18 protein-coding genes and 1 tRNA gene are annotated in these 23,668 nt (G+C 66.3%); 14 read left to right on the top strand and 5 right to left on the bottom strand.

What is annotated here, in order from left to right; all coding sequences use genetic code 11:
• Positions 1-118: 118 nt before the first annotated feature.
• The gene (locus tag KVT32_RS09355; RefSeq protein WP_056327593.1) at positions 119-952 is read left to right on the top strand and encodes an enoyl-CoA hydratase/isomerase family protein; all 834 of its coding nucleotides are present in this window, start codon (positions 119-121) and stop codon (positions 950-952) included.
• 1 nt (position 953) lies between these two features.
• Here KVT32_RS09355 and KVT32_RS09350 read toward each other — a convergent pair whose 3' ends face one another.
• Positions 954-1,691 (bottom strand): enoyl-CoA hydratase-related protein, encoded by a 738-nt coding sequence (locus tag KVT32_RS09350; protein ID WP_180100438.1) that lies wholly within the window; start codon positions 1,689-1,691, stop codon positions 954-956.
• On the bottom strand, positions 1,688-2,659 hold the full coding sequence (locus KVT32_RS09345) for a nitronate monooxygenase family protein (protein ID WP_062839571.1): 972 nt from the start codon (positions 2,657-2,659) through the stop codon (positions 1,688-1,690). Before KVT32_RS09345 ends, KVT32_RS09350 begins: the two co-directional genes overlap by 4 nt.
• 155 nt (positions 2,660-2,814) lie before the next feature.
• Here KVT32_RS09345 and KVT32_RS09340 point away from each other — a divergent pair, with 155 nt between their 5' ends.
• From KVT32_RS09340 to KVT32_RS09325, 4 genes are all read left to right on the top strand, one after another.
• Positions 2,815-3,438, top strand: coding sequence for a TetR/AcrR family transcriptional regulator (locus KVT32_RS09340; protein WP_217618149.1), 624 nt, complete (start codon positions 2,815-2,817; stop codon positions 3,436-3,438).
• Between the two features lie 53 nt (positions 3,439-3,491).
• Positions 3,492-4,640, top strand: a complete 1,149-nt coding sequence (locus KVT32_RS09335) for an acyl-CoA dehydrogenase family protein (RefSeq protein ID WP_063956629.1) — start codon at positions 3,492-3,494, stop codon at positions 4,638-4,640.
• A 177-nt stretch (positions 4,641-4,817) separates the two neighbouring features.
• Positions 4,818-6,047 (top strand): CaiB/BaiF CoA-transferase family protein, encoded by a 1,230-nt coding sequence (locus KVT32_RS09330; RefSeq protein WP_217618083.1) that lies wholly within the window; start codon positions 4,818-4,820, stop codon positions 6,045-6,047.
• A gap of 89 nt (positions 6,048-6,136) precedes the next feature.
• Positions 6,137-7,660 (top strand): 3-hydroxyacyl-CoA dehydrogenase, encoded by a 1,524-nt coding sequence (locus KVT32_RS09325; RefSeq protein WP_217618082.1) that lies wholly within the window; start codon positions 6,137-6,139, stop codon positions 7,658-7,660.
• Positions 7,661-7,846: 186 nt separating this feature from the next.
• Here KVT32_RS09325 and KVT32_RS09320 read toward each other — a convergent pair whose 3' ends face one another.
• Positions 7,847-8,752, bottom strand: a complete 906-nt coding sequence (locus KVT32_RS09320; RefSeq protein WP_152383252.1) for a cytochrome c5 family protein — start codon at positions 8,750-8,752, stop codon at positions 7,847-7,849.
• A gap of 232 nt (positions 8,753-8,984) precedes the next feature.
• On the opposite strand from KVT32_RS09320, the gene KVT32_RS09315 reads away from it, so the two are divergent.
• Positions 8,985-9,059: transfer RNA gene (locus tag KVT32_RS09315), tRNA-Arg, on the top strand.
• Between the two features lie 326 nt (positions 9,060-9,385).
• Complete coding sequence (locus KVT32_RS09310; protein ID WP_217618081.1) at positions 9,386-10,321, top strand: LysR family transcriptional regulator; 936 nt, start codon at positions 9,386-9,388, stop codon at positions 10,319-10,321.
• A 7-nt stretch (positions 10,322-10,328) separates the two neighbouring features.
• Here KVT32_RS09310 and KVT32_RS09305 read toward each other — a convergent pair whose 3' ends face one another.
• Positions 10,329-10,796, bottom strand: a complete 468-nt coding sequence (locus KVT32_RS09305; RefSeq protein ID WP_217618080.1) for a Rid family hydrolase — start codon at positions 10,794-10,796, stop codon at positions 10,329-10,331.
• Positions 10,797-11,489: 693 nt separating this feature from the next.
• On the opposite strand from KVT32_RS09305, the gene KVT32_RS32540 reads away from it, so the two are divergent.
• Positions 11,490-14,411 carry an autotransporter outer membrane beta-barrel domain-containing protein gene (locus KVT32_RS32540; protein WP_217618079.1) on the top strand — a complete coding sequence of 974 codons (2,922 nt, stop codon included), beginning with the start codon at positions 11,490-11,492 and terminating at the stop codon, positions 14,409-14,411.
• 534 nt (positions 14,412-14,945) lie between these two features.
• The gene (locus KVT32_RS32605; RefSeq protein ID WP_217618078.1) at positions 14,946-18,131 is read left to right on the top strand and encodes an autotransporter outer membrane beta-barrel domain-containing protein; all 3,186 of its coding nucleotides are present in this window, start codon (positions 14,946-14,948) and stop codon (positions 18,129-18,131) included.
• Between the two features lie 70 nt (positions 18,132-18,201).
• On the opposite strand, the gene KVT32_RS09290 is transcribed toward KVT32_RS32605, so the two are convergent.
• A complete protein-coding gene (locus KVT32_RS09290) occupies positions 18,202-18,447 on the bottom strand; it encodes a hypothetical protein (protein ID WP_056327580.1) in 246 nt (81 codons plus the stop codon).
• A gap of 228 nt (positions 18,448-18,675) precedes the next feature.
• Between KVT32_RS09290 and KVT32_RS09285 the strand changes: the two genes are divergently transcribed.
• The 5 genes from KVT32_RS09285 (at position 18,676) to KVT32_RS09265 (ending at position 23,619) form a co-directional block, all read left to right on the top strand.
• A complete protein-coding gene (locus KVT32_RS09285) occupies positions 18,676-19,800 on the top strand; it encodes a cupin domain-containing protein (RefSeq protein ID WP_056327579.1) in 1,125 nt (374 codons plus the stop codon).
• A gap of 67 nt (positions 19,801-19,867) precedes the next feature.
• Entirely contained in the window at positions 19,868-20,779 is a 912-nt protein-coding gene (locus KVT32_RS09280) for a fumarylacetoacetate hydrolase family protein (protein WP_108006446.1), read from the top strand.
• Positions 20,780-20,790: 11 nt separating this feature from the next.
• The gene (locus KVT32_RS09275) at positions 20,791-21,546 is read left to right on the top strand and encodes an FCD domain-containing protein (protein ID WP_152383258.1); all 756 of its coding nucleotides are present in this window, start codon (positions 20,791-20,793) and stop codon (positions 21,544-21,546) included.
• Between the two features lie 27 nt (positions 21,547-21,573).
• Positions 21,574-22,488: a LysR family transcriptional regulator gene (locus KVT32_RS09270; protein WP_152383259.1), complete on the top strand. Its 915-nt coding sequence runs from the start codon at positions 21,574-21,576 to the stop codon at positions 22,486-22,488.
• Between the two features lie 138 nt (positions 22,489-22,626).
• Positions 22,627-23,619, top strand: a complete 993-nt coding sequence (locus KVT32_RS09265; RefSeq protein WP_056327575.1) for a tripartite tricarboxylate transporter substrate binding protein — start codon at positions 22,627-22,629, stop codon at positions 23,617-23,619.
• Positions 23,620-23,668: the final 49 nt, after the last annotated feature.

Below are 23,668 nucleotides of genomic sequence, written 5' to 3'. Positions count from 1 at the left end.
GGGGTGAGGCTCCGGGGGGGAAATCGTCATGGCGGGTCGGCCGTATCCACTATAGTGCGCAAAAACGCGGCCGCCTCGGGCGGGGCGCGAACCACCAAGAGACGACCCGGAGCAGACAATGACCGACATTACGCTGGAACACTATTCGGCCTACGAATCCCTGAAGCTGCGCCGCCACCCCGGCGGCGTGCTGGAATTGATCATGGGGACCAAGGGCGGCGTGCCGGGCAAGTTGTCCACGGCCGACGACCGCATGCACCGCGAACTGGCCGACATCTGGCGCGACATCGACACCGATCCGGACACGCGGGTGGTGGTGATCCGCGGCGAGGGCAAGGGGTTCTCGGGCGGCGGCGACCTGGAGCTGGTGCAGCAGATGGCCGACGACTTCCACGTGCGCACCCGCGTCTGGCGCGAGGCGCGCGACCTGGTCTACAACATCATCAATTGCAGCAAGCCGATCGTGTCCGCCATGCACGGCGCGGCGGTGGGGGCGGGTCTGGTGGCCGGGCTGTTGGCCGACATTTCCATCGCGGCGCGCGACGCCCGCATCATCGACGGCCATACCCGCCTGGGGGTGACGGCGGGCGACCACGCCGCCATTGTCTGGCCGCTGCTGTGCGGCATGGCCAAGGCCAAGTACTACCTGATGCTGTGCGAGACGGTGTCGGGCGAGGAAGCCGAGCGCATCGGCCTGGTGTCGCTCTGCGTGGACGAGGCCGAGCTGATCGGCAAGGCTTTCGAGGTGGCCAACAAGCTGGCGGCCGGGTCGCAGACGGCGATCCGCTGGACCAAGTACTCGTTGAACAACTGGCTGCGGATGGCGGGGCCGACCTTCGACACCTCGCTGGCGCTGGAATTCATGGGCTTTGGCGGCCCGGATGTGCGCGAGGGCATCAATTCCCTGCGCGAACGCCGGGCGCCGAATTTCCGGCCCGATTCGCCGTTCTGACCTACTTCTTGAAGAACTTCGCGAACGCCGCCTGCGCTTCTTCGGTCTGCAGGCGCGCGCGAAACTGCTGGGCTTCGTAGTCCAGCGTCTCCTGGATGGCCTGCCGGTCCGCCCGCTTCATCATCGCCTTGGTGAGCCGTAGCGCGGCGGGCGGCTGGCGCGCCAGGTCCGCGGCGGTGGCCTGGGCCTCGGCCAGCGCCTGGCCCTTGGGCGTGGCCGACGTGGCCAGCCCGGCCTGCACCGCGTCGTCCGCCGTGAAGGCCTTGCCCTGCATCAGCCATTGCGCTGCCCGGCGGCCGGCCAGGCGCGGCATCAGCAGGCTGGACGCGCCTTCCGGGCACAAACCCAGGGCGACGAACGGCATGCGCAGGGTGGCGCCTTCGCCGATGTGGACAAAGTCGCAATGCTGCAGCAGCGTCACGCCGATGCCGATGGCGTAGCCCTCGACGGCGGCGATGACCGGCACGTCGGCCGTGGTCAGCGCGCGCAGGAAGGTCAGGCCCGCGCTGTCGCCCGCGCCACGCTCGGCCTGGAAGTCGCGCAAGTCGTTGCCCGCCGTGAAGTGATCGCCCGCGCCGGTCAGGATGACCGCGGACAGCGTCACGTCGGCGCTTGCCAGCGAGAGTTGCTCGGTCAGCGCCGCGTAGGTGGCGGTGTCTAGCGCGTTGCGGCGGTCCTGCCGGTCGATCGTCAGCGTCAGGACGGCGCCGTCGCGCTGGACCTTCAGGCCGGCGCTCATGCGTGCGGGGCCGCGGCCAGGCGGGCTTTCGCCTCGGCGTATTCGCGCCGCAGCGTGTCGACGATCTTGCGCGTGGGTTCGACGCTGGCGATGCCGCCCACGCCCTGGCCGGCGCCCCAGATGTCCTTCCAAGGCTTGACGCGCGTCGAGCCGAAATTGGAGGCGCCGCTATCGGGCGCGGGCAGGTTGGCAGGGTCCAGGCCGGCGGCGGCAATGCTGGCCTTCAGGTAGTTGCCCGGGATGCCCGTGAAGAACGGCGTGTACAGGATGTCCGACGCGCTGGCCTCGACGATGGCGGCCTTGTAGCCCTCGCTGGCGTTGGCTTCCTCGCTGGCGATGAAGCGCGTGCCCATGTAGGCAAAGTCCGCGCCCATGGCCTGCGCGGCGAGCACATGCGCGCCCGAGGTGATGGCGCCCGACAGGATCAGCGGGCCGTCGTAAAAGCGGCGAACTTCGGAGATCAGCGCGAAGGGGCTCAGCGTGCCGGCGTGGCCGCCCGCGCCCGCGCACACCAGGATCAGCCCATCCACCCCCGCTTCCAGCGCCTTTTCGGCGTGGCGGATGGTGGTGACGTCATGGAAAACCTTGCCGCCCCAATCGTGAACGCCCTTCACCAGGTCGCCGGGGGCGCGCAGGCTGGTGATGATGAGGGGCACGCGGTGGCTGGCGCATACAGCCAGGTCCGCTTCCAGGCGGTCATTGGACTGGTGGATGATCTGGTTGACGGCAAACGGCGCGACGCGGTCGCCGGGGTGGGCTTCGCGGTGGGACGCGAGCCCCGCCTGGACTTCGTCGAGCCAGTCGGTCAAGAGCGTCTGCGGCCGCGCGTTCAGCGCGGGAAACGACCCCACGATGCCGCTCGTGCACTGGGCGATGACCAGCTTGGGATTGGAGACGATGAACATCGGGGCGCTGATGACCGGCAGGGACATCTGGCCATACAAATCAGTCACGAGGGGATGGGGCATGGGGCGTCGTCTCGTTGTTGGTTTTGGAGTATATTAATTACCTACCGACCGTCCGGTAATTAATTAATCTTTATTTAACGGCATGCGCGGAAGGGCTGTCAATGGAGGTTCGCCAGAACCTTTTCGGCCCCGCGCGGCCCCTGTCAAAGGCCGACATGGCGCTTACCGCCCCACCCGTACAGAAACGCGCCCGCGCCGGCAGGCCGCCCACGCTGCCCGCCCCGCGCGAACGCATCCTGGAAGAAGCCGCCAAGCTGTTTGCCCGCAGCGGCTACGACGGCAGCTCCATTTCCGACCTGGCCGCCGCCATCGGCGTGTCCAAGGCGGCCATCTATCACTATTACCCCACCAAGCAGGACATCTACGACGCCATCATCCTTCAGGTGCTGGAAGGCCTGACGCAAACCGTCGGCCGCGACGTGGCCGGCGCCGTGGGCGGCGTGGCCCGCCTGCGCGCGTTCATGGTGGGACATGCCCGTTATTTCGAGCAGCACCACGCCCAATTCGTGACCATGCTGATCGGCTACTCCGGCATGGCGCTGTCCGAACGCGAAGACGCGGCCCGCCTGCGAGACAGCTACGAAAAGCTGTTGCGCGACGTGATCGCGCAAGGCGTGGCCGACGGCGCATTCCGCGCGTTGGACGTGGCGGCCACGGGCCGTGCCGTGCTGTCGATGCTGAACTGGATGGTGCGCTGGTACAAGCCCGGGCAGGGTGACAGCGCCGAAACCATCGCCGACGGCTATTTCGATCTGCTGGTGGGCGGCATGCGTCCCTGAACGCGCCGCCATACCAAACCCCTGACCTGCATTCGCTCTAAGAGACTTTCCTCATGGCCCTGGACACCGAAACCCTGAACCTTTTGATCGACGCCGTCCGCCGCTTCGTGCACGAACGGCTGATTCCCGCCGAGGACGAACTGGCCGCCAGCGGCGAAGTGCCGCCGGACATCGTCAATGAAATGCGCGACCTGGGCCTGTTCGGCCTGTCCATCTCGCCGGACTTCGGCGGACTGGGCCTGACGATGGAAGAAGAGGTCCGCGTCGTGTTCGAACTGGGCCAGACCTCGCCCGCGTTCCGGTCGCTGGCCGGCACCAACATCGGCATCGGCTCGCAGGCCATCGTCCTGGCCGGCACCGACGAGCAGCGCGCCCGATACCTGCCCAAGCTGGCCAGCGGCGAACTGATCGGGTCGTTTGCGCTGACCGAGCCCGATGCGGGCTCCGACGCCATGTCGCTGCGCGTGTCCGCCGAGCGTGACGGCGATTGCTACGTGCTGAACGGCACCAAGCGCTACATCACCAATGCGCCCATCGCCGGCCTGTTTTCGGTCATGGCGCGCACGGCGCCCGAGCGCCGGGCCAACTCCATCTCGTGCTTCCTGGTCGAGGCCGGCACGCCGGGACTCATCATCGGCAAGCCGGACAAGAAGATGGGCCAGGCCGGCGCGCTGACCAGCGACGTCGTGTTCGACAACTGCCGCGTGCCGGCCAGCGCCTTGCTTGGCGGCGAGGAAGGCAATGGCTTCCGGACCTCCATGCGCGTGCTGGACAAGGGCCGCCTGCACATTTCCGCGTTGTGCGTGGGCATTGCCGACCGCCTGCTGCGCGACGCCGTGAAGTACGCCACCGAGCGCAAGCAGTTCGGCCAGCCCATTGCCGAATTCCAGCTCATCCAGGCGATGATCGCCGACAGCCAGGCCGAACTCTACGCGGCCCGCTGCATGGTGCTGGACGCCGCCCGCATGCGTGACCGCGGCGAGAACACCACCATGCAGGCCGCCTGCTGCAAGCTCTTCTCCACGGAAATGGTGGGCCGCGTGGCGGACCGCGCGGTGCAGATCCACGGGGGCGCGGGCTACATGTCCGAGTACGCGGTGGAGCGCTTCTACCGCGACGTGCGCCTGTTCCGCATCTTTGAAGGCACGTCGCAGATCCAGCAGCTGGTCATTGCGCGCGAGACCATCAAGGCCCATTCCTGATCTTTCCGCCGCCAGCGGTCCGGCCAACGCGTTCGAGAGGCTAATATCCAGTCTGACGAATGTTGATCGGAAGGCGGCCCCCGGCGGGCCGCCTTCTGGCATGACGGAATCCCAGTCCGCCTTGCGCCCCGGCGCGGGCGGGAAGTTCTCATTTCCCTTCTAGCGAAAAGATTACCGATGTCGCAACGTCCCGCTCCCCTAACCGGCATACGTGTGCTGGATCTGACCCGCGTGCTGGCGGGTCCCTGGTGCACCCAGAACCTCGCTGACCTTGGCGCCGAGGTCATCAAGATCGAACGGCCCGGCTCGGGCGACGACACGCGCGCCTGGGGCCCTCCGTACCTGAAGGACGAAGCGGGCCACGACACCACCGAGGCCGCGTATTACCTGTCGGCCAATCGCAACAAGATGTCGGTGGCGTTGGATATCGCCTCGCCGCGTGGCGCCGAACTCGTGCGCGAACTGGCCTTGCAGAGCGACATCCTGGTAGAAAACTTCAAGGTCGGCGGCCTTTCCAAATATGGCCTGGACTACGAGAGCCTGAAGGAGTTGAATCCGCGCCTGATCTACTGCTCGATCACGGGCTTCGGCCAGACCGGCCCCTACGCCAGCCGTCCCGGCTATGACTTCATGATCCAGGGCATGGGCGGCCTGATGAGCATCACCGGCGAGCGCGACGACCTGCCCGGCGGCGGTCCGCAGAAGGCAGGCGTTGCCGTGGCCGACCTGATGACCGGCATGTATTCCACCGTGGGCATCCTGGCGGCGCTGCACGAACGGGCCCGTAGCGGCCTGGGCCAACACATCGACATGGCGCTGCTGGATTGCCAGGTCGCCATGCTGGCCAACCAGAACCTGAACTTCATGGCCTCCGGCGTGGCGCCGCGCCGCGCCGGCAACGCGCACCAGAACCTGGTGCCCTACCAGGTGTTCGCGGCCAGCGACGGCCACCTCATCGTGGCGGTCGGCAACGACAGCCAGTTCCGCAACTATTGCGGCGCGATTGGCCTGCCCGAGCTGTCGGCCGACCCGCGTTTTGCCACCAACCCGCAGCGCGTGAAAAACCGCGAGGAACTGGTGCCGCTGCTGGCCGAGCGCATGGCCACTGGCGAGCGCGACCACTGGCTCGCCGCGCTGGAAGGCGTGGGCGTTCCGGCCGGTCCCATCAACACGCTGGACCAGGTCTACGAAGACCCGCACGTGCTGGCCCGCAACATGAAGCGCGAGCTGCCCCATCCGGCCGCAGGCACCGTGCCCGTGGCGGCCAGCCCGCTGAAGTTCTCCGGCAGTCCGGTCGAGTACCGCCGCGCGCCGCCCATGCTGGGCGAGCACACCGAGCAGGTCCTGTCCGAAAAGCTGGGACTGTCGGCCGAAGAAATCCAGGCGCTGGCCCAGAGCCGCGCCTGACGCGCGCGAGAAGGCGGCCTGGCCGCCTTTTGCGCATGCCGCGCCGCGCCAGGCGCACGATCCATTCCAATACAGGCAGGAGATAGTTGATGACGGACATTCAAACCATCGGCGTCGTGGGCGCCGGGGCCATGGGGCGCGGCATCGCGCAGATCGCGGCGCAGGCCGGCTTGCGTGTGCGCCTGTACGACACCAGCGCCGACGCCATCGCGGCCGCGCGCGAGTCCTTGCGCCAGACCTGGGAGAAGCTGGCCCAGAAGGGCAAGCTGACCGCCGCCGACGCGCAGGCCGCGCTCGAGCGCGTCGAATCGGCCACCGCGCTGACCGACATGGCGAACTGCCAGCTCGTGGTCGAGGCCATCGTCGAGCGCCTGGACGTCAAGCGCGATCTGTTCGCGGCGCTGGAAGGCGTGGTGTCCGACGACTGCATCCTGGCGTCCAACACCTCGTCGCTGTCCATCACGGCGATTGCCGCCGCCTGCAAGCGGCCGCAGCGCGTGGCGGGCTATCACTTCTTCAACCCGGTCGCGCTGATGAAGGTGGTCGAGGTCATCGACGGCCTGCGCAGCGCGCCGGAAGTCGGCGACGCCCTGGCCGACCTGGCCCGCCGCATGGGGCACACCCCCGTGCGCGCCAAGGACATGCCCGGCTTCATCGTCAACCACGCCGGCCGCGGCATGAATACCGAAGGCCTGCGCGTGGCGCAGGAGGCGGTGGCCACCTTCGCCCAGGTCGACGCCGTCATGCGCGAGCAGGCGGGCTTTCGCATGGGCCCGTTCGAGCTGCTGGACCTGACCGCGCTCGACGTCTCGCATCCGGTGATGGAATCCATCTACCGCCAGTTCTTCGACGAGCCGCGCTTCCGCCCGTCGCCCATCACGACGGTGCGCCTGGCCGGAGGCCTGATCGGCCGCAAGGCCGGCGAGGGCTTCTACGTCTACGCCGACGGCCAGAAGCAGGTGCCGGCCGAAGCGGCCGCGCCCGCGCTGCCCGACGGCCTGAAGGTCTGGGTCAGCCCCAAGCATGGCGAAGGCTACGCCCGCGCGTCCGCGCTGGTGGAAAAGCTGGGCGGCACGCTGGTCACGGGTTCCACGCCCGACGCCGATGCGCTGATTCTGGTCACGCCCTTCGGTGAAGACGTGTCCACCACCGTCTCCGCGCAAGGCCTGAATGCGGGCCGTACCGTGGGCCTGGACACGTTGTATGCGTTCGACGGCGCCAAGCGCCGCACGATCATGGTGTCGCCGGCCACCGAAGCCAAGTGGCGCGACGCCGCGCATGCGCTGCTGGCTGCGGACGGCGTGCCCGTCACGGTGATCGAGGATTCGCCGGGTTTCATCGCCCAGCGCATCGTGGCGCACATCGTGAACATCGCCTGCGACATCGCGCAGCAAAAGATCGCCACGCCCGAAGACATCGACCTGGCCGTGACGCTGGGTCTGGGGTATCCGGTGGGTCCGCTGGCGCTGGGCGACAAGCTGGGCGCGGACCGCATCCTGGAAATCTTGAAGAGCATGCAGCGCGTCACGGGCGACACCCGTTACCGTCCGAGCCTGTGGCTGCAACGCCGCGTGCAACTGGGCATGTCGCTGCTGAAGTCGACGGCGAAGTGATCGCTGCGCGGCAAGGTGTCTGACACGGAGGGAAGGTGTCTGACACCCAGGCGAGATGGTCGTCAATATGCGGCGGTGTCTCAACGGGTGTCAGACACCTTTTCAACGTATGAAGACGTTGCGGCCATGAAAAAAGCCCCTTGAATCATCAAGGGGCTTTTTGTTGCCTGTCGTGCCGGCGGGGTATTACTTGGCGGCATCCACCATGTATTGCACGGCGGCGCGGATGTCTTCTTCGGAGGCGTTGGCGGCGCCGCCCTTGGGAGGCATTGCGCCCTTGCCCGTTATGGCGACCTTCACCATAGTGTCCATGCCGGTCTTGATGTAGGGCTCCCAGGCGGCCTTGTCGCCGAACTTGGGCGCATTGGCGACACCCGTGGCGTGGCACGCGAAACAGGCCGTCTTGTAGAGCTTTTCGCCGGCCGGATTAACGGCGGCAGCCTGCGGGGCGGGGGCCGGGGCAGCAGCGGGTGCGGCTGCGGCAGCCGGTGCTGCGGCAGCCGGTGCGGCAGCAGCCGGAGCAGCGGCCTGTGCAGCCGGCGCGGCTGCGGCCTCGCCTTCCTTCTTGGCGCCTTCTTCAGCGGGAGCGGCGGGTTCTTCCAGCGAGGCGCCGGACTTGTTGGCCATGTACACCACGGCGCGCGCGACTTCGTAGTCGGACAGGGCCGGGTTGCCGCCCTTGGCGGGCATGCCGCCCTTGCCGTGCAGCGCGACCTTCAGCATCTCGTCGTAGCCTGCCTTGATGAACGGCGCCCACGCGGCGTTGTCGCCCATCTTGGGAGCGCCCGCCACGCCAGCGGTGTGACAGGCCGTACAGACAGCGGCAAAGACCTGCTCGCCGGTCTTGAAGACCTTGGGCGCGTTGGCATCAACCAGTTCGAAACCTGCCACGGGGGCGATCCGCCGGGCGACCGCTTCGCCGGACAGGGCGTCCGACCCGGCCCCGGTCTTGGTGCCTGTGACCACCATGTTCACCAGAAGGATGATGATGGCGATGGGAACCACGAAAGCCAGGACGACCGTGACGATCAGTTGCTTCGGGGTCTTGATGGGGGAGGAGTGCTCTTCTATGTGTTCCTGCTCGTTGCTCATGACCAAATCCTGCTAACGGGTACCGGGGGCGCCTTGGCGGCGGCAACAGAAAATCAGTACTGCACAAGTCGGCGGCAACCCATGCCCGCCTGCAAGCAAACGCTGGATTATATAACGGTGTCAGGGACGATCGTCCAATGTGTCAGGACGGGTTTTCGATGAGTTTGCCGGAAGATTTGATCCAGTTCATGCAGATCCCGCAAAACTGGGTACAATACCGCCTCCTTGCGCTGCGCCCGTAGTTCAATGGATAGAATGAGAGTTTCCGAAGCTCTTGATACAGGTTCGATTCCTGTCGGGCGCGCCAATCCAGACAAGCTGTACGCTTTCCAGGGCCCCTTCATAGGGGCCTTTTGTTTATGCGCCCTTCGGTTATACGGATTCGGTTATGAGGATTCGGTTATGCGGATTCGGTTATGCGGATTCGGTTATGCGGATTCGGTTATGCGCATTCTCTGTGCTTAAGCGCTTTTCACGGCGTTAAGCATCCTTTCCGTTCAACGCTTTGATTTGACGCCTGCGATGGGGGCTTACGTTTTACGCTTACGTCTCACGCCCACGTAAGAACATCTGCCGATCATGGCGCCGCCAAAACCTGCCAAAGCCCTTCCCCCGTCTGCGACCAGCCTCGTCTTGGACAACGCCGCCGCGCCGAACACGTTGTCATGGGATGACCTGCGCATCGTCAAAGTGTTGAGCGATTGCGGCAATCGGTCCTTGGCGGCCGAAAAGCTCGGCATCAATGCCTCGACGGTATCGCGCCGCGTGGCGCAGGCCGAGGCTGCGCTGGGCGTTGCCTTGTTTGACCGGCGGCGCGCAGGCTACAAGCTGACCGCCGAAGGGATGGAGCTTCGCGCGCTGAGCGAGCGTGTCGAACTCGATGTCGTCAGTGTGGCTCGCCGCATTTCCGGTTCCACGCATGACCCGCAGGGCACGCTTCGGGTTGCCACCAGCGACTCGCTGCTGCTGTATTTCCTGACGCCCATCATTGCCGAATTCAGGGCAAGCCACCCCTCGCTGTCGATTGAGGTCCTGGTCGGGAACGACACGCTGGACCTTGCCCGGGACGAGTCGGACATCGCGCTACGAGCCACCCAACGGCCGCCGCAGAGCTGGGTCGGGCGCAAGCTGGCGGGCATCGCGTGGGCGCCTTACGGAAGCGCGCAACAGTTTCGGCGCAAGGCGCCTGCGGCGGACCGCATTCACGACCTGAGTTGGGTGTCCTACGCGGGCGGATTGGCTGGATTGAAGGCCGCTCGCGTTATTGAAGGCCGGGTTGCGCCCGCGAATATCGCGTACCGATCCGATTCGGTCGCCGCCGTCGGCGCGGGCATCGCCGCGGGGCTCGGGGTGGGCTATCTGCCCTGCATGCTGGGAGACACGATGGCCGACCTGGTGCGCGTGGGTCCTGTCGTGCCCGAGCTTGCGGATGAACTCTGGCTGCTCACCCATCCCGACATCCGGCGCTCACGGCGCGTTCAGATCTTCATGCGTTTTTGCGCCGCGGCCGTGGCCAAGCACAAGGCCTTGATCGAGGGCCGCCAGGCGCGGCCCCCGTCAAGGACCTGACGGATCCTCAATCGGCAGTGCGAGGGCGCAGCACCGCCTTGCAGGCGATCTCGATCAACTGCGCGGGCATCGCCAACCGGGAGACACCGATCAGGTTGCTGGCGACCTGGGGACGATCGGTGCCGTAGGCGGCCTTGCGCACCTTGCCCGCCGCCGCAAAGGCGGCATCGACGTCCAAGACGTACAGCGTTTCTTCCACGACGTTATCCAGCGTGGCGCCGAACTTGCCCAGCAAGGCCGCCAGGTTCTCGTAGGTCGCACGCATCTGCGCTTCCATGGTGGAAAAATTACGCGGCTTGCCTTGGTCGTCGAGTTCGGCCGGCGCGATCAGGTTGCCATCCTGGTCGTGATTGAGCTGGCCCGACACGTAGATCTCGTTGCCCACCTGCACCGCCTGCGCATACCCATACGCGTCTTCCCACGGCACGCCCCAATAGGCGGTTTTCTTTTCGAGTGCATTCGATTGCGTCGTCATGGTTTTCTCCTGGGAGGTTGGGGAAACGAAGTTCGGTATCAGAAGGCTCCAGCGTAACTGCGCAATGAAAACGCGTGAGCGCATTATTGCGCCGACACGGCGCAAATTTGCACTACGTCCAGCACCCGTATGACCCCTGCTCGGTCGATGGTCTCCTGTCCGGATGGCTGGCACGGCAACGATTCGAACGCAATGGCGATCTGTCGGATTTCGATGCGTCCGTTGATGGTTGAAAAAGCGGTCACGCCATCGGAGTAATAGTGCTCTCGGTAAATGCGGACTGTCTGAAGACAATCGATCACTCCGACGAAGTCGGGCTCCAGCGATCTGTGGCCCAGCGCCGTCGTTCAACGTGAACAAACGGATATTCACGCGCAAGCGGTCAACTGCCCGGGCAGCGTCAGTTGCATTCCAGGCGGAACGAAAAGTCCCTGCGCGTGAATCCGACCCCCCAGGATGATCTGATCGATGAACGTGGATTCCCGCGCGGCGCTGCGACGTGCCAATTCAACGCCGTTTCTCAAAACCCGAACAAACACGATCAAGCTTTGCGTTGGCCTGCTGCTGCTCTCCGTCGATGTGCCGCACCCTGCCGTTGCCGCTGGCGGGATCGTTGGCGCGTCGGGGGCTGGCGGCCAGGGAGGCGCATCCAATGGGGGGCGCGGCGGCGACGGTGGAGATGGCCATGCCGCCTTGGACCTTACGACCTCGTACACCACGGCCGGCGACGTGGAGGGCGGGGCCGGCGGCGGCGGCGGCGGCGGCGGTGGCGGCGGGCACGGCCATTCCATGGGCGGCGCTGGCGGCGCCGGGGGGAACGGCGGGGCCGGCATCGTCATCTCAGGCGACGCGGTGGTATTGCACAACGACGGCTGGTCGATCCGCGGCGGCAAGGGCGGTGGCGGCGGCGGAGGAGGCGGCTCCACCTTCCATTTCTCTGTGGAAGCAGATGGTGGTCGCGGTGGCGACGGCTCGACGGGCGCAGGCGGCGCCGCCGGCGGGGGCGGGGGAGGCGGGGCGTATATCCGGACGGGCTTCGGAGGAGACGGCGGCCACGGCGGAGAAGATGGCCTCGTGGGGGGCGGTGGTCCCCTCGGTGTCTCCTGGGCGGGCGGCGGTGGCGGCGGCGGCGGCTCATCCATCAACGGCGGGAGTGCAGGCCAGGACGTGTGGCCAGTGCTGAGTGAAGGGGTGGGCGGAACGGGCGGTACTGCTGGCGGGGCGTCTGGCGTGAACGGAGATGATGCCCAGCCGTACGAAGGTTTTGCGCCCGGCGGAGGGGGCGGAGGCGCGCCAGGCGGCGCGGGGGGCGACGGCGGACAGTACACGCGTCTCGATTTGAACGGCGGTGGTGGTGCCGGCAGCAGCAATCATGCCGTCTACGTCACGGGAGCCGATTCCGTCATCATCAACTCGGGCGCCATCATGGCGGGGCCCGTCAACCAGGACACCGCCATCAAGTATGCGGGGACCGCCAGCAACGCGACCTTGATGCTCCGGGAGGGCAGCGTGATTCAAGGCCTCGTCGACGCCACCGAATCGGCCGGCAGGAACACGCTGGTCCTCGATGGCGGGGCCGCGCTGGCTTTTGACGTTGGCAAGATTGGCGACGGCGCGCAGGGTCAGTATCTGGGCTTCAACGCATTCGAGAAGACGTCTGACGGCATATGGGCGCTGACGGGGTCGCCCTCACTGGCGCTTACGCCCTGGACGCTTCTCGGGGGATGGCTTGCGATCACGGACGACGCCGCGCTGGGGGATGTGGCTGGCGGCCTTGTCTTTGACGGCGGCGGGTTGCAACTGAACGCCAGCATGTCGTCGCAGCGCGATTTTCAGTTGCGCGGTGATGGCGCGGTCCACACGGCCGCCGGCACGGTGTCCGTGATGCAGGGAACGATCAGCGGCGCGGGCAGCCTCACCAAGACAGGTTCCGGCACATGGATCATCCTGGGCAGCGATAGCGGATCGGGCAACATTACGCAGGCGGGGCCGCTCACCCATACCGGCGTTACGCGTGTCGACGAGGGCATGCTGGTCATCCATGGCACGGCCCTGGGCCAGGCCGATCACGCGGCCGCCAGCGTCGCTGGCGCCAGCAATGCGACATTGAGCCTTGCGAACGGCGCCAGGCTTGACGGCCAGATGGACGGACCGAACCTCATCATCGATGCGACGAGCCGATGGAACGTCCTGGCCGATGCCGCTACCGCTGCGCAGGGCATCAACCTCAGCAGCGTCAACGCACTTCAGCTTGCTGGCAGCATCGCCTTTTCGCCGCCCTCCGAAGCGGCGAACAATCAGGCCGGCCGCACCTTCACCGCCAACAACCTGGTGGGCGCCGGTGGCGAAGTGCAGCTGCACGTGAACCCGACCGGCGCCGCGGATCACCTGACGCTCACCCAGGGCGCCACGGGGTTGACCTATCTGAAGCTCATCACGCCGGGCGGCTTCGGAGATCCGTTGGCCGGAGACGGGTTGCTGGTGGTCAAGGCCGGCGCCAGCACCGACCACGCGTTTCTACAAACCCCCGGACAACCCACGCAGGCGGGCGCATTCAACTACGGGCTGGTGCAAGGCGCGAGAAACGGCGCAGCGGATCTGGCCAACAACTGGTATCTGTTCAGCGATATCCGTCCCGAGGTGTCCATCTACTCGCAGTTGGGCAATCAGGCCTTGCGGCAGTCCGAGGTGGCGGTGGGGTCGTTCAACGAACGGATGGGAGCGACCGAAACGCTGGCGCGAACGGTCTACCCCTATGTCTGGGCGCGGTCGCTGGGCGTCCTGGAACGCCGGGATGGCGCGCCTCAAGGGATCCGGCAAGCGAATGTCGCCGTGGATTCGCGGTTGGGCGGACTGCAGGTGGGAACGGACTTGTTCGTGGCCAGCAAAGGTATCGGCCGCCGGAGCGTGGGCGTGTTTGGAACGGCAATGGCTTCCCGTAACGACGTGTCGCACTATCAGGCATCCACGCGATCGACGGTGGATGCCGGCCGCAGCGATCAAACCCTGTATGGCCTGGGCGCTTACTACACGTTGATGGACGGCAAGGGCGGTTACGCCGATTTCGTCGGACAGGTCAGCCGATATGGCGTGAAGACGCAATCGCGCGGTGCGCATGGCACGTCCCTGCAGACATCCGGATGGGGCGCCGCGCTGTCGGCCGAAGCCGGAAAGGCCTTCGATATTCGCGACGGCCGCGGTCTGCGCGTTGAGCCGCAAGCCCAGGTGATGGTCCAGCACGTCAAATTGCGTGACGCTGAAGACAGCGTGGGCCGAGTTGCCCTGCCGGGATTGAACGCGCTGCATTCGCGTGTGAGTCTGAAGCTATCGAAAGTCTGGGGCGAGCAAGCCCAGACGCAAAGCCACGGCTGGCTGATGCTGAGCTACCGCCACACGCTGGGAAGCTCCTCCAGTTCGTATCCCTCCGCGACGCAGGGCGATATCGCATTCGACAACGATCTGGATGGATCGCGCGTCGGCCTGGCGGCGGGCTATGACCGGCGCGCGGGCAGGAACACCTTCGTCAATGTGCAGGTGCAGGCCGAACAGGGCTTGGGCAGCTCGTCAGGATTGCGGGCGGTGGCCGGTTCGGTGGGGGTGAAGTATCTGTTCTAGCAACCTTGGATGAAGAGACCCGCGGGATCGCTGGCACGGTCTTGGAACATGCGCCATAGCGATCGTTTGATTTTCCACGGCAACTGATTCTTATGAAGACTGTCGCGCATTCCGAGTAATCCTACTCTGGGTAAAGCCGGGACGCATAAAGAGAATCAGACACACCGACGAGACGGGCTTTAACGCTTTTTAGCTCGAAGCCGTCGCTCGATGTGATTAACCGGATTACTCAAACGCGCAACCGGCAGCCCCGGTGTTCCACGGTCTTGCGAGATCAAGATCACGATTCTGCCTGGAGCGTCCCCTGTGCTCCCGGTGCAATCGAATTCGTGAAGCCGCGCGTGAATCCACACCCAGGATGAACCAACGATGCACACGGATTCTTGCTTGGCGTTGCAACATGCGGATTCGATCTCGAACCGAATCGACAAGGCGCGCGGTATGGCGCTGAAGCTTTGTTTTGGCCTGTCTCTGATCTCTCTCGGCATGTCCCCGCATCCCGCGGCGCGTGCCTTGATCGTCGGCGAGGCGGGGGTGGGCGGCGTGGGCGGGGCTGCCAATGGCGGGAACGGCGGCGATGGCGGGGATGGTTATGCCGCCTTGGATCTCACCACTTCTTACACGACCTATGACGACATTGAAGGCGCGCCCGGCGGTGGCGGGGGCGGGGGGGGCGGAGGCGGGCAGGGGGGCTATGTGGGCGGCGCAGGTGGCGCGGGCGGAAATGGCGGGCACGGCATTGTCATCTCGGGAGATGGCGTGGTTTTGCATAACGACGGCTACTCTATTAGCGGCGGCAAGGGGGGGGGCGGTGGAGGCGGGGGCGGCGGTAGTTTCAGTCAGAGCATTGTCAGCGACGGCGGCCGCGGTGGTGACGGCGCGGGGGGCACTGGTGGCGGCGGTGGGGGCGGCGGCGGCGGCGCGGCGGATATCAACCCCGGCGGGATCGATGGAACGGGCTACGGCGGCAATGGCGGCAATGGGGGAGAAGATGGTATGCCGGGTGGCGGCCAGTCGAATTATGCAGGTGGTGGTGGTGGTGGCGGCGGCACCTACACCAACGGCGGGTCGCAGGGCGATGGATTATCCAGCCCAATTCCGGGTGTAGGCGGATCAGGCGGTATCGCTGGCGGTGAGGCCGGCGTCGGTGGTGGCATAGCGAACATAGCAATTTGGGCCGGGGGCGGCGGAGGCGGCGGGGCGGCTGGCGGATCGGGCGGCGCCGGCGGGGCGGGCACCTCATTCTCCGGCGGCCCCCCGGGCGGTGCCGGCGGCAACAGCGGTCACGGTGTCCACGTCACCGGCGCCAACTCCGTGATCATCAATTCGGGCACGATCTCGCAGGGACCGGCGAACCAGAACATCGCCATCAAGTATGCGGCGACCGCCCATGATTCCACGCTGGTCCTGCAAAACGGCAGTGAAATCATCGGCCTGGTCGACGCCACGGAGTCGGGCGGCAAGAACACGTTCAGGCTGGATGGCGGCGCGGCGCTGGCCTTCGATGTCAGCCTGATTGGAAGCGGCCCGCAGGCCCAGTACCTGGGCTTCAATGCCTTCGAAAAAACGTCGGCGGGAACCTGGACGCTGACGGGCACGCCCAGTCAGGCCATCATGCCCTGGACCCTGTCGGGCGGGTGGCTCGCGATCGCCGACGACGCTAGCCTGGGCGACGCCTCCGTTGCCCTCACGGTTGATGGCGGCGGGCTGCAACTGGATGCCAATGTCCTGTCGCAGCGCGACATGCAGTTTGCGGGAGATGGCGCCATTCGCACCGTGGACGGCACGGTGTCCGTGATGCAGGGCGCGATCACCGGATCGGGCTCGCTGACCAAGACCGGTGGGGGTACGTGGATCATCGACAGCGACAATGCCTTCGCCGGCGCAACGCGGATTGACGACGGTGTGCTGCAGCTGGGCTCGGGCCAGGCCGTCGGCTCGTTGGGGGCGGGCCAGGTCGAGAACAACGCCCTTCTGGCCATCGACCGCGCCGACGCAGTCATCCTGTCCCACGCCATATCTGGCACGGGCGATCTGCTGCAGGCCGGTTCGGGAACGACCACGCTTACCGGGTCGCTTACGTACACCGGCTTCACGCGGGTGGACAACGGCACGCTGGTCATCGATGGCACGTCCTTGGGTCAGCCAGATCACGCTGTTGCCCGGGTCGTTGGGGCGGGCAGTGCCGACCTGGGCTTGGCCAACGGCGGCACACTTCACGGTTGGGTGGATGGACCGAATCTCTCCATCGACGCGGCCAGCAAATGGAACATCCTGACGGATGCTTCCAACCCCGCACCGAACGCCGCGCAAGCAAACAATCTCAGCACCGTCAACGAACTTCGGCTTGCCGGCAGCGTCGCCTTCGCCCCGCCCGCAGCATGGACCAACGATGAAATCGGCCGTACGTTCACCGCCAACAATCTGGTGGGCGGCGGCGGTGAAGTGCAGTTGCACATGATTCCGACCATGGCTGGCACCGTGGATTACCTGACCTTGAACGCGGGGGCGACGGGGTTGACCTACCTGACGCTGAATACCGACGGGGATTTTGGCGATCCCTTCAGCGGCAATGGCTTTCTGGTGGTCAAGGCGGGCGCCAGCACGGACAACGCGTTCCAGCAAACACCCGGCCAGGCCCCGCGGGGCGGCGCGTTCCGCTATGTGCTGACGCACGGCGCGCTGGATGGCTCGCCGGACCTTTCCAACAATTGGTACTTGATCAGCGAAGTCCGCCCCGAGGTCTCGATCTACTCCCAGTTGGGCGGCCAGGCCTTGCGGCAGTCCGAGCTGGCGGTGGGCACCTTCAACGAGCGCATGGGCGCGACAGAAACGCTGGCCCGCAAGGTGTACCCGTATGCCTGGGCCAGAACGCTGGGTGCCTGGGAGAACCGCGACGGCGCTTCGCGCGGCATCCTGCAGTCTCAAGTGGGAAGCCGCACGACGCTGGGCGGTTTGCAGGTCGGCACGGACCTGTTCGTGACCAACAAGGGTATCCGTCGCAACAGCATGGGCATGTTTGGCACGGCCATGGTGTCCCGCGCGCAGGTAGACCACTATCAGGCATCCACGCGTTCAATAATCGACGCCGGGCGCAGCGATCAGACCATGTACGGCCTGGGCGCGTACTACACGATGTTGGACGGCAAGGGCGGGTATGCCGATTTCGTCACGCAGATCAGCCGGTATGGGGTAAAGACCCAATCGCGCGGCGCGGACGGCATGTCAATGCGCACGTCGGGCTGGGGCGCGGCGCTGTCGGCCGAAGCTGGCAAGGCGTTCGACATTGGCGATGCGTCCGATGGACTTCGACTCGAACCGCAAGCGCAAGTGATGGTTCAACACCTGGCGCTGCGCGACAGCGACGACGATCTGGGCCGGGTGACGCTGCCGAAGTCGCATGCGCTGCATTCACGCGTGAGCCTGAAGCTGTCAAAAGTCTGGGGCGAGCAGGACGACACGCGGAACCACGGCTGGCTGATGCTGAGCTACCGGCATACGCTGGGGGAGTCGTCCAGCGAATACCAGACGCTGACGCAAGGCGACATTGCCTTTGAGAACACGCTGGACGGATCGCGCGTGGGCCTGTCGGCGGGTTACGACCGGCGGGCGGGCAAGAACACGTTCGTCAATGTGCAGCTGAACGCCGAGCAGGGTTTGGGCGGCGCGTCGGGGTTGCGCGCGGTGGGTGGCTCGGTGGGGATCAAGTACCTGTTCTAGCGATCGCGGCGCAGAGCTTGCGTATGAATCGTCCGCCCCGCATGCATGCGGGGCGGGCGATTTGCGTTGGCTAGTCGTCCAGTGAAGGCACGGTGCCGATCTGCATCAGGATGCGCGGCGATTCCATGTCGCCGGTTTCCTTGTCGATCATCACTTCGTAGGCGGCAACGCCTGCAAATTTGGAAGCCATGGAATTCGCGATGCGGATGGCTCCGAATTCGCTGCTGGCCGGACGGATTTCCCCGGGGGCGACGCCATTGGCGGCGGCGCGATAGGGAACGACGATGTACTGAACGAGATGAGCAGCTTCTGACACAGGAATTCTCCCCTGGACGACAGTTTTTCGGGCGAGCGAAATGTATCACGTCGCACTGTGTTTTTGTACAGTATTTTTGCGCAGGTCGTCCAGATATTTTCGCGGCGTGGCGTTGCCAGCCTTTCCGGCATTGCAGGAAAACCCCTAGCGCTTGCCCATTGCCCGCCCTTCGTGGCGCGCTTAGTATTTTCGAAAATCCTCGGCGTTTTATAAAACCAGGGGCACGACATGGAAGCGAACCGCTACGACGCTTACCGCGAGGACACCGCGGGCCGCGCCAATGTGGCCGACTCGCCGGAGCGGGTGGCCTACTACCAGGAACTGGCGCGGCTTGAGACGGGCGCGTTGTGGACGGTGGCGAACAAGATCGAGCCGTGGGCGCCGCGGTCGGCGTCGGTGCCCGTGGTCTGGCGGTACCGGGACCTGCGCGGTCATGTGTTGCGCTCCGCCGAGCTGGTGTCCCCCGAAGAGGCTGGCCGGCGCGTGATCTACCTGAACAACCCCGGCCGGCAGGACGTTGCCGCGGCGGTGGGCTGGCTGTATTCCGGATTGCAGGTGATGAAGCCGGGCGAGCTGGCCAGTGCGCACGCGCACACGCATTCGGCGCTGCGCTTCATCATGGAAGGGCAAGGCGCGTACACGGTGGTGGACGGCCACAAGATGACGCTGGGCGCGAACGATTTCGTGCTGACGCCCAACGGCACGTGGCACGAGCATGGCGTGGCCGAGGACGGCACGACCTGCATCTGGCAGGACGGCCTGGACATTCCGCTGGTCAATGCGCTGGAAGCCGGGTTCTATGCCGTGCATCCCGACCTTAACCAGACCATCACGCACCCGGTGGACGACACCAGCGGCGCGTGGGGCGGCGTGGCGCTGCGGCCGCAGGTGTCCGGGTGGACCAAGCCCTATTCCCCGCTCTTCAAGTACGAATGGGAGCCTACGTATGAGGCCCTGCGCCGTTATGCGCGCACCGCGCCGGGCAGTCCGTACGATGGCATCCTGCTGGAATACGTGAATCCGGCAACGGGCGGCGCGGTCATGCCTACCATCGGCGCCAGCATGCAGTTGCTGCGCCCGGGCGAACACACCCAGGCGCACCGGCACACCGGCAGCTTTATTTATCAGGTGGCCAAGGGCAGCGGGTTTTCCGTGATCGACGGCAAGCGTTACGACTGGACCGAGCGCGACATCTTCTGCGTGCCGTCCTGGGCCATTCACGAACACGCGAACCTGTCGTCCAACGATGACGCGTGCCTCTTCTGTTTTAACGACCTGCCCGTCATGCGCGCCCTTGCGCTGTACCGCGAGGAAGCGGTAGAGGACAACGGCGGCCATCAACAGCTGATCTAGTTTCTGAATGCATGACGCCGCGCCGCGCCGGCCGGTTCCACCCCCCTTTGACCTTCTGGAGTTCCCGATGCGCCTCGTGACCTTTCGCGCTCATCCCACCGCCGCCGCCCGCCTGGGTGCGCTGGTGGACGGCTATGTGATCGACCTGTTCCTGCTGGGCCAGGAAGGCGGGGTGGACCTGCCCGGCGACATGCTGGAGTTCATCGACCTGGGGCCGGTGGCGGTCGCGCAGGCGACGCGCCTGTTGGACACGTTTCGCGGCAACTGGCCGGTGGGCACGGCCCTGCCGCAGGAGAACGTGAAGCTGCTGGCGCCCATCCCGCGTCCGCGCAAGAACATCTTTGGCATCGGGCTGAACTATGTGGAGCACGTGGCCGAATCCAGCCGCACGCTGGACACGTCGGCCGACCTGCCCAAGCAGCCGGTGATCTTTTCCAAGCCGCCCACCACGGTGATCGGGCCGGGCGATGCCATCGAGCACAACGCCAGGATCACGCAGCAACTGGATTGGGAAGTGGAACTGGCCGTCATCATCGGGCGGCGCGCGTCGCGCGTGGCCGAGGCCGACGCGCTGTCTTACGTGTTTGGCTATAGCGTGATGCTGGACATGAGCGCGCGCGATTGCCGCCGGGCAGGGCAGTGGATCTATTCCAAGGGACAGGACACGTACGCGCCGTTCGGCCCATGCATCGTGACCGCCGACGAAATCCCCGATCCGCAGGTGCTGGACCTGTGGCTGACGGTCAATGGCGAAAAGAAGCAGGGCTCGAACACGCGCCACATGCTGTTCAAGGTGCCGTTTTTGATTTCCGATATCAGCGCCGGCATCACGCTGGAACCGGGCGACATCATCGCCACCGGCACGCCGGAGGGCGTGGGGGCCGGGCGCAAGCCGCAGGAATTTCTGTGGCCGGGCGACGTGGTCGTGGCCTGCGTGGAAGGCATCGGCACGCTGCGCCATCCGGTGGTGGCCGTCTAGGAGCACAACGCTTGAAACCCAGAATCAAGGCCCCGCGCGAGGATGCGGCCGCTGACGGCGGCGCCGGGGTCGAAGACATCACGCTGTCCGAACACATCTACCGGCAGTTGCGCCGCGACATCATGCGCGGCGCGTTTGCGCCGGGCCAGTCGCTGCGGCTGGAACTGCTGCGCCAGCGCTACGGCGGCAGCTTTTCGCCGATCCGCGAGGCGCTGAACCGGTTGCGCAGCGAACGCATGGTGCTTACCACCACGTCGCGCGGCTTTCGGATCGCGCCGCTGTCCGTGGAAGAAATGCGCGATGCTTGCGAAGCCCGCATCCTGATCGATTGCGATGCGCTGCGGCGGTCGCTGGCCAACGCCGACGACGCCTGGGAGGCGCGGCTGGTGGGGGCGTTTCATGCGCTGGCGCTGGCGGCCCGCCGGGCGGACGCCGCGCCCGGCCTGGACCCGGATCGCGAGGACGCGCTGGAGGCCCGGCACCAGGAGTTTCATCAGGCGCTCATCGGCGCCTGCCGCTCGCCCTGGCTGCTGGACCTGTCCGCGCAGCTATACGCGCAGACGGAACGCTATCGCCGGCCGGCGCGCGCCCAGGCCGTGGCGTACGGCCATGAACGCGACGTCGACGACGAGCACCGCGCGCTGCTCGATGCTGCGGTCGCGCGCGATGCCGGCCGCGCGGCCGCGCTGCTGGCCACGCACTACCGCGAGACGGCGCAGGTCATCGAGCGCATCCTTGCCCTGCCCGAGGGCCAAGCCGCGGCCTAGCGTCGTGATGCCGTAAGCTTGTCGTCCATGGCAGACCTGAAACTCCTGGAAGACCTGATCGCGCTGGCGCAGACCGGCAGCTTCGTGCGCGCCGCGGAACTGCGCCACGTCACGCATCCCGCCTTCGGCCGGCGCATCCGCGCCCTGGAAGCGTGGGCAGGCACCCCGCTGGTGGAGCGCCAGCGCCTGCCGGTGACGCTGACGCCCGAAGGCGAGGCGCTGCTGAAAACCGCCACGCAGGTGGTCGAGCAGATGGGGCTGGTCCGCCATCGCATCCGCAGTTCCGGCGCGGGGGGCGAGGCCGTGCTGCGGATCGCCACGGGGCGCAGCCTGGCGCGCACGCTGGTGGCCGACTGGATTGCGCGGCTGCGGCACCGCGCGCCCCGGGTGCTGACCGACGGCACGCAGGTGGAGCTGTCCACCGGCAAGGCGCAGGACCTGGTGGTCCGGCTGGAGCAGGGCAAGGTGGACCTCTTGTGCTGCTACGAGCACCCGGCGCTGTCCGTGCCGCTCAGCCCCTCGCGCTACCGCTACATGACGCTGGCGACCGACAAGCTGGTGCCGGTCAGCCAGATGGACGCCCGCGGCCGGCCACGCTATCAGTTGCAGGTGGGCGGCGCGCCCGTGCCGCTGATCACCTATACCGGCGGGCTGGCGATGGAGCGCATCGTGGGAGACCGGCTGGAGGCCACGCCGTACGCGCTGACGCCCTTCGTGCGCAGCGATTCGCTGGACGCGGCGCATGGCGCGGTCGCCAAGGGCGTGGGCGTGGCGTGGCTGCCCTGGTCCATGGTGGCGGCGGATTGCCGCCGCGGCGCATTGGCCGAGCTGGGCGGACGTAGCGACGAGATCGCCTTCGAGGTCCGCCTGTACCGCCCGCGTGCCCGGCTGACCGACCTGGCCGAAGCTGCCTGGGAAGCGACGGCCAGCCGCAAGGCCTGATTGCCAGACATCAAACCGGATTAGCACAACGATGTGCCGCTTTGGCACGGTATGCCCCTGAGCCGCGCTTGAAAATAGCCCCCGAAACTCAAAAGAGGCGGCTCCGCCGTCCATCCACAGCACCCCAGGGAGAAATTCATGAAGTCCATCTTGCATCCGTTGCGCGCAGCGCTAGTCTCGTTGTGCGCCGCTTCGGCCCTTGCCGTGGCACCCGTTGCCAGCGCGGCCGACTATCCGGCCCGCAGCATTTCGCTGATCGTCGGTTATCCCGCAGGCGGCAGCCTGGACCTGACCGCGCGCCTGCTGGGCGAAGAACTGGGCAAGCGCCTGGGCCAGACGGTCGTGGTCGAGAACGTCGGCGGCGCCGGCGGCACCATCGGCGCGCAGCGCGTGGCCCGTGCCGCGCCGGACGGCTACACCATCTTTTTGGGCTCCACCAACGAAATGGTGATCGCCCGCATGATCAACACCGCGGTCAAGTACGACAGCGCCAAGGACTTCACGGCGCTGGGCATCGTGGCCTCGCAGCCGATGCTGCTGGCCGCCAGCAAGAACTCCGGCGTGAAGACCGCCGCCGAGTACCTGGAAAAGCTCAAGGGCGCCGCGCCCGGCACGTTCAACTACGGGTCTTCGGGCGTGGGCACGACGCTGCACCTGGCGGGCGAGATGATCAACCAGGCCACCGGCACCCGCGCCGAACACGTGCCTTACCGCGGCGTGTCGCCGCTGGTCACGGACCTGATGAGCGGCCAGCTGGATTTCGGCATGCTGGTGCTGTCCTCGGGTCTGCCGCAGGTCCGCAGCGGCAACATCGTCGCGCTGGGCCTGACCGAGAACAAGCGTTCGCCCGCCGCGCCCGAGATCGCGCCGCTGGCCGCCACCAAGGGTTTCGAGTCCGTCGACATCAACCTGTGGTTCGCGCTGTACGGCCCGGCGGGTCTGCCCGAGCCCGTGGTGACCAAGCTGCGCGCTGCGCTGGATGAATCGCTGAAGTCCGACACCTTCCGCGCCAAGATGCAGGACGCGGGCGGCGAAGTCGCCAAGCCGGGCGTGGATCCGGTGGCCTTCCAGGCGGAAGAGACCAAGAAGTACGCCGCGCTGGTCAAGGCCGCCAAGATCGAGGCGCAATAAGGCCGCACGGCACATCCCGACATCGAAAGACCCTCGCAGCACACGGATA

The organism is Achromobacter sp. GbtcB20 (assembly GCF_019091095.1).
GTDB classification, from domain to species: domain Bacteria; phylum Pseudomonadota; class Gammaproteobacteria; order Burkholderiales; family Burkholderiaceae_B; genus Achromobacter; species Achromobacter mucicolens.
This window is presented reverse-complemented; position numbering and strand designations above follow the sequence as displayed.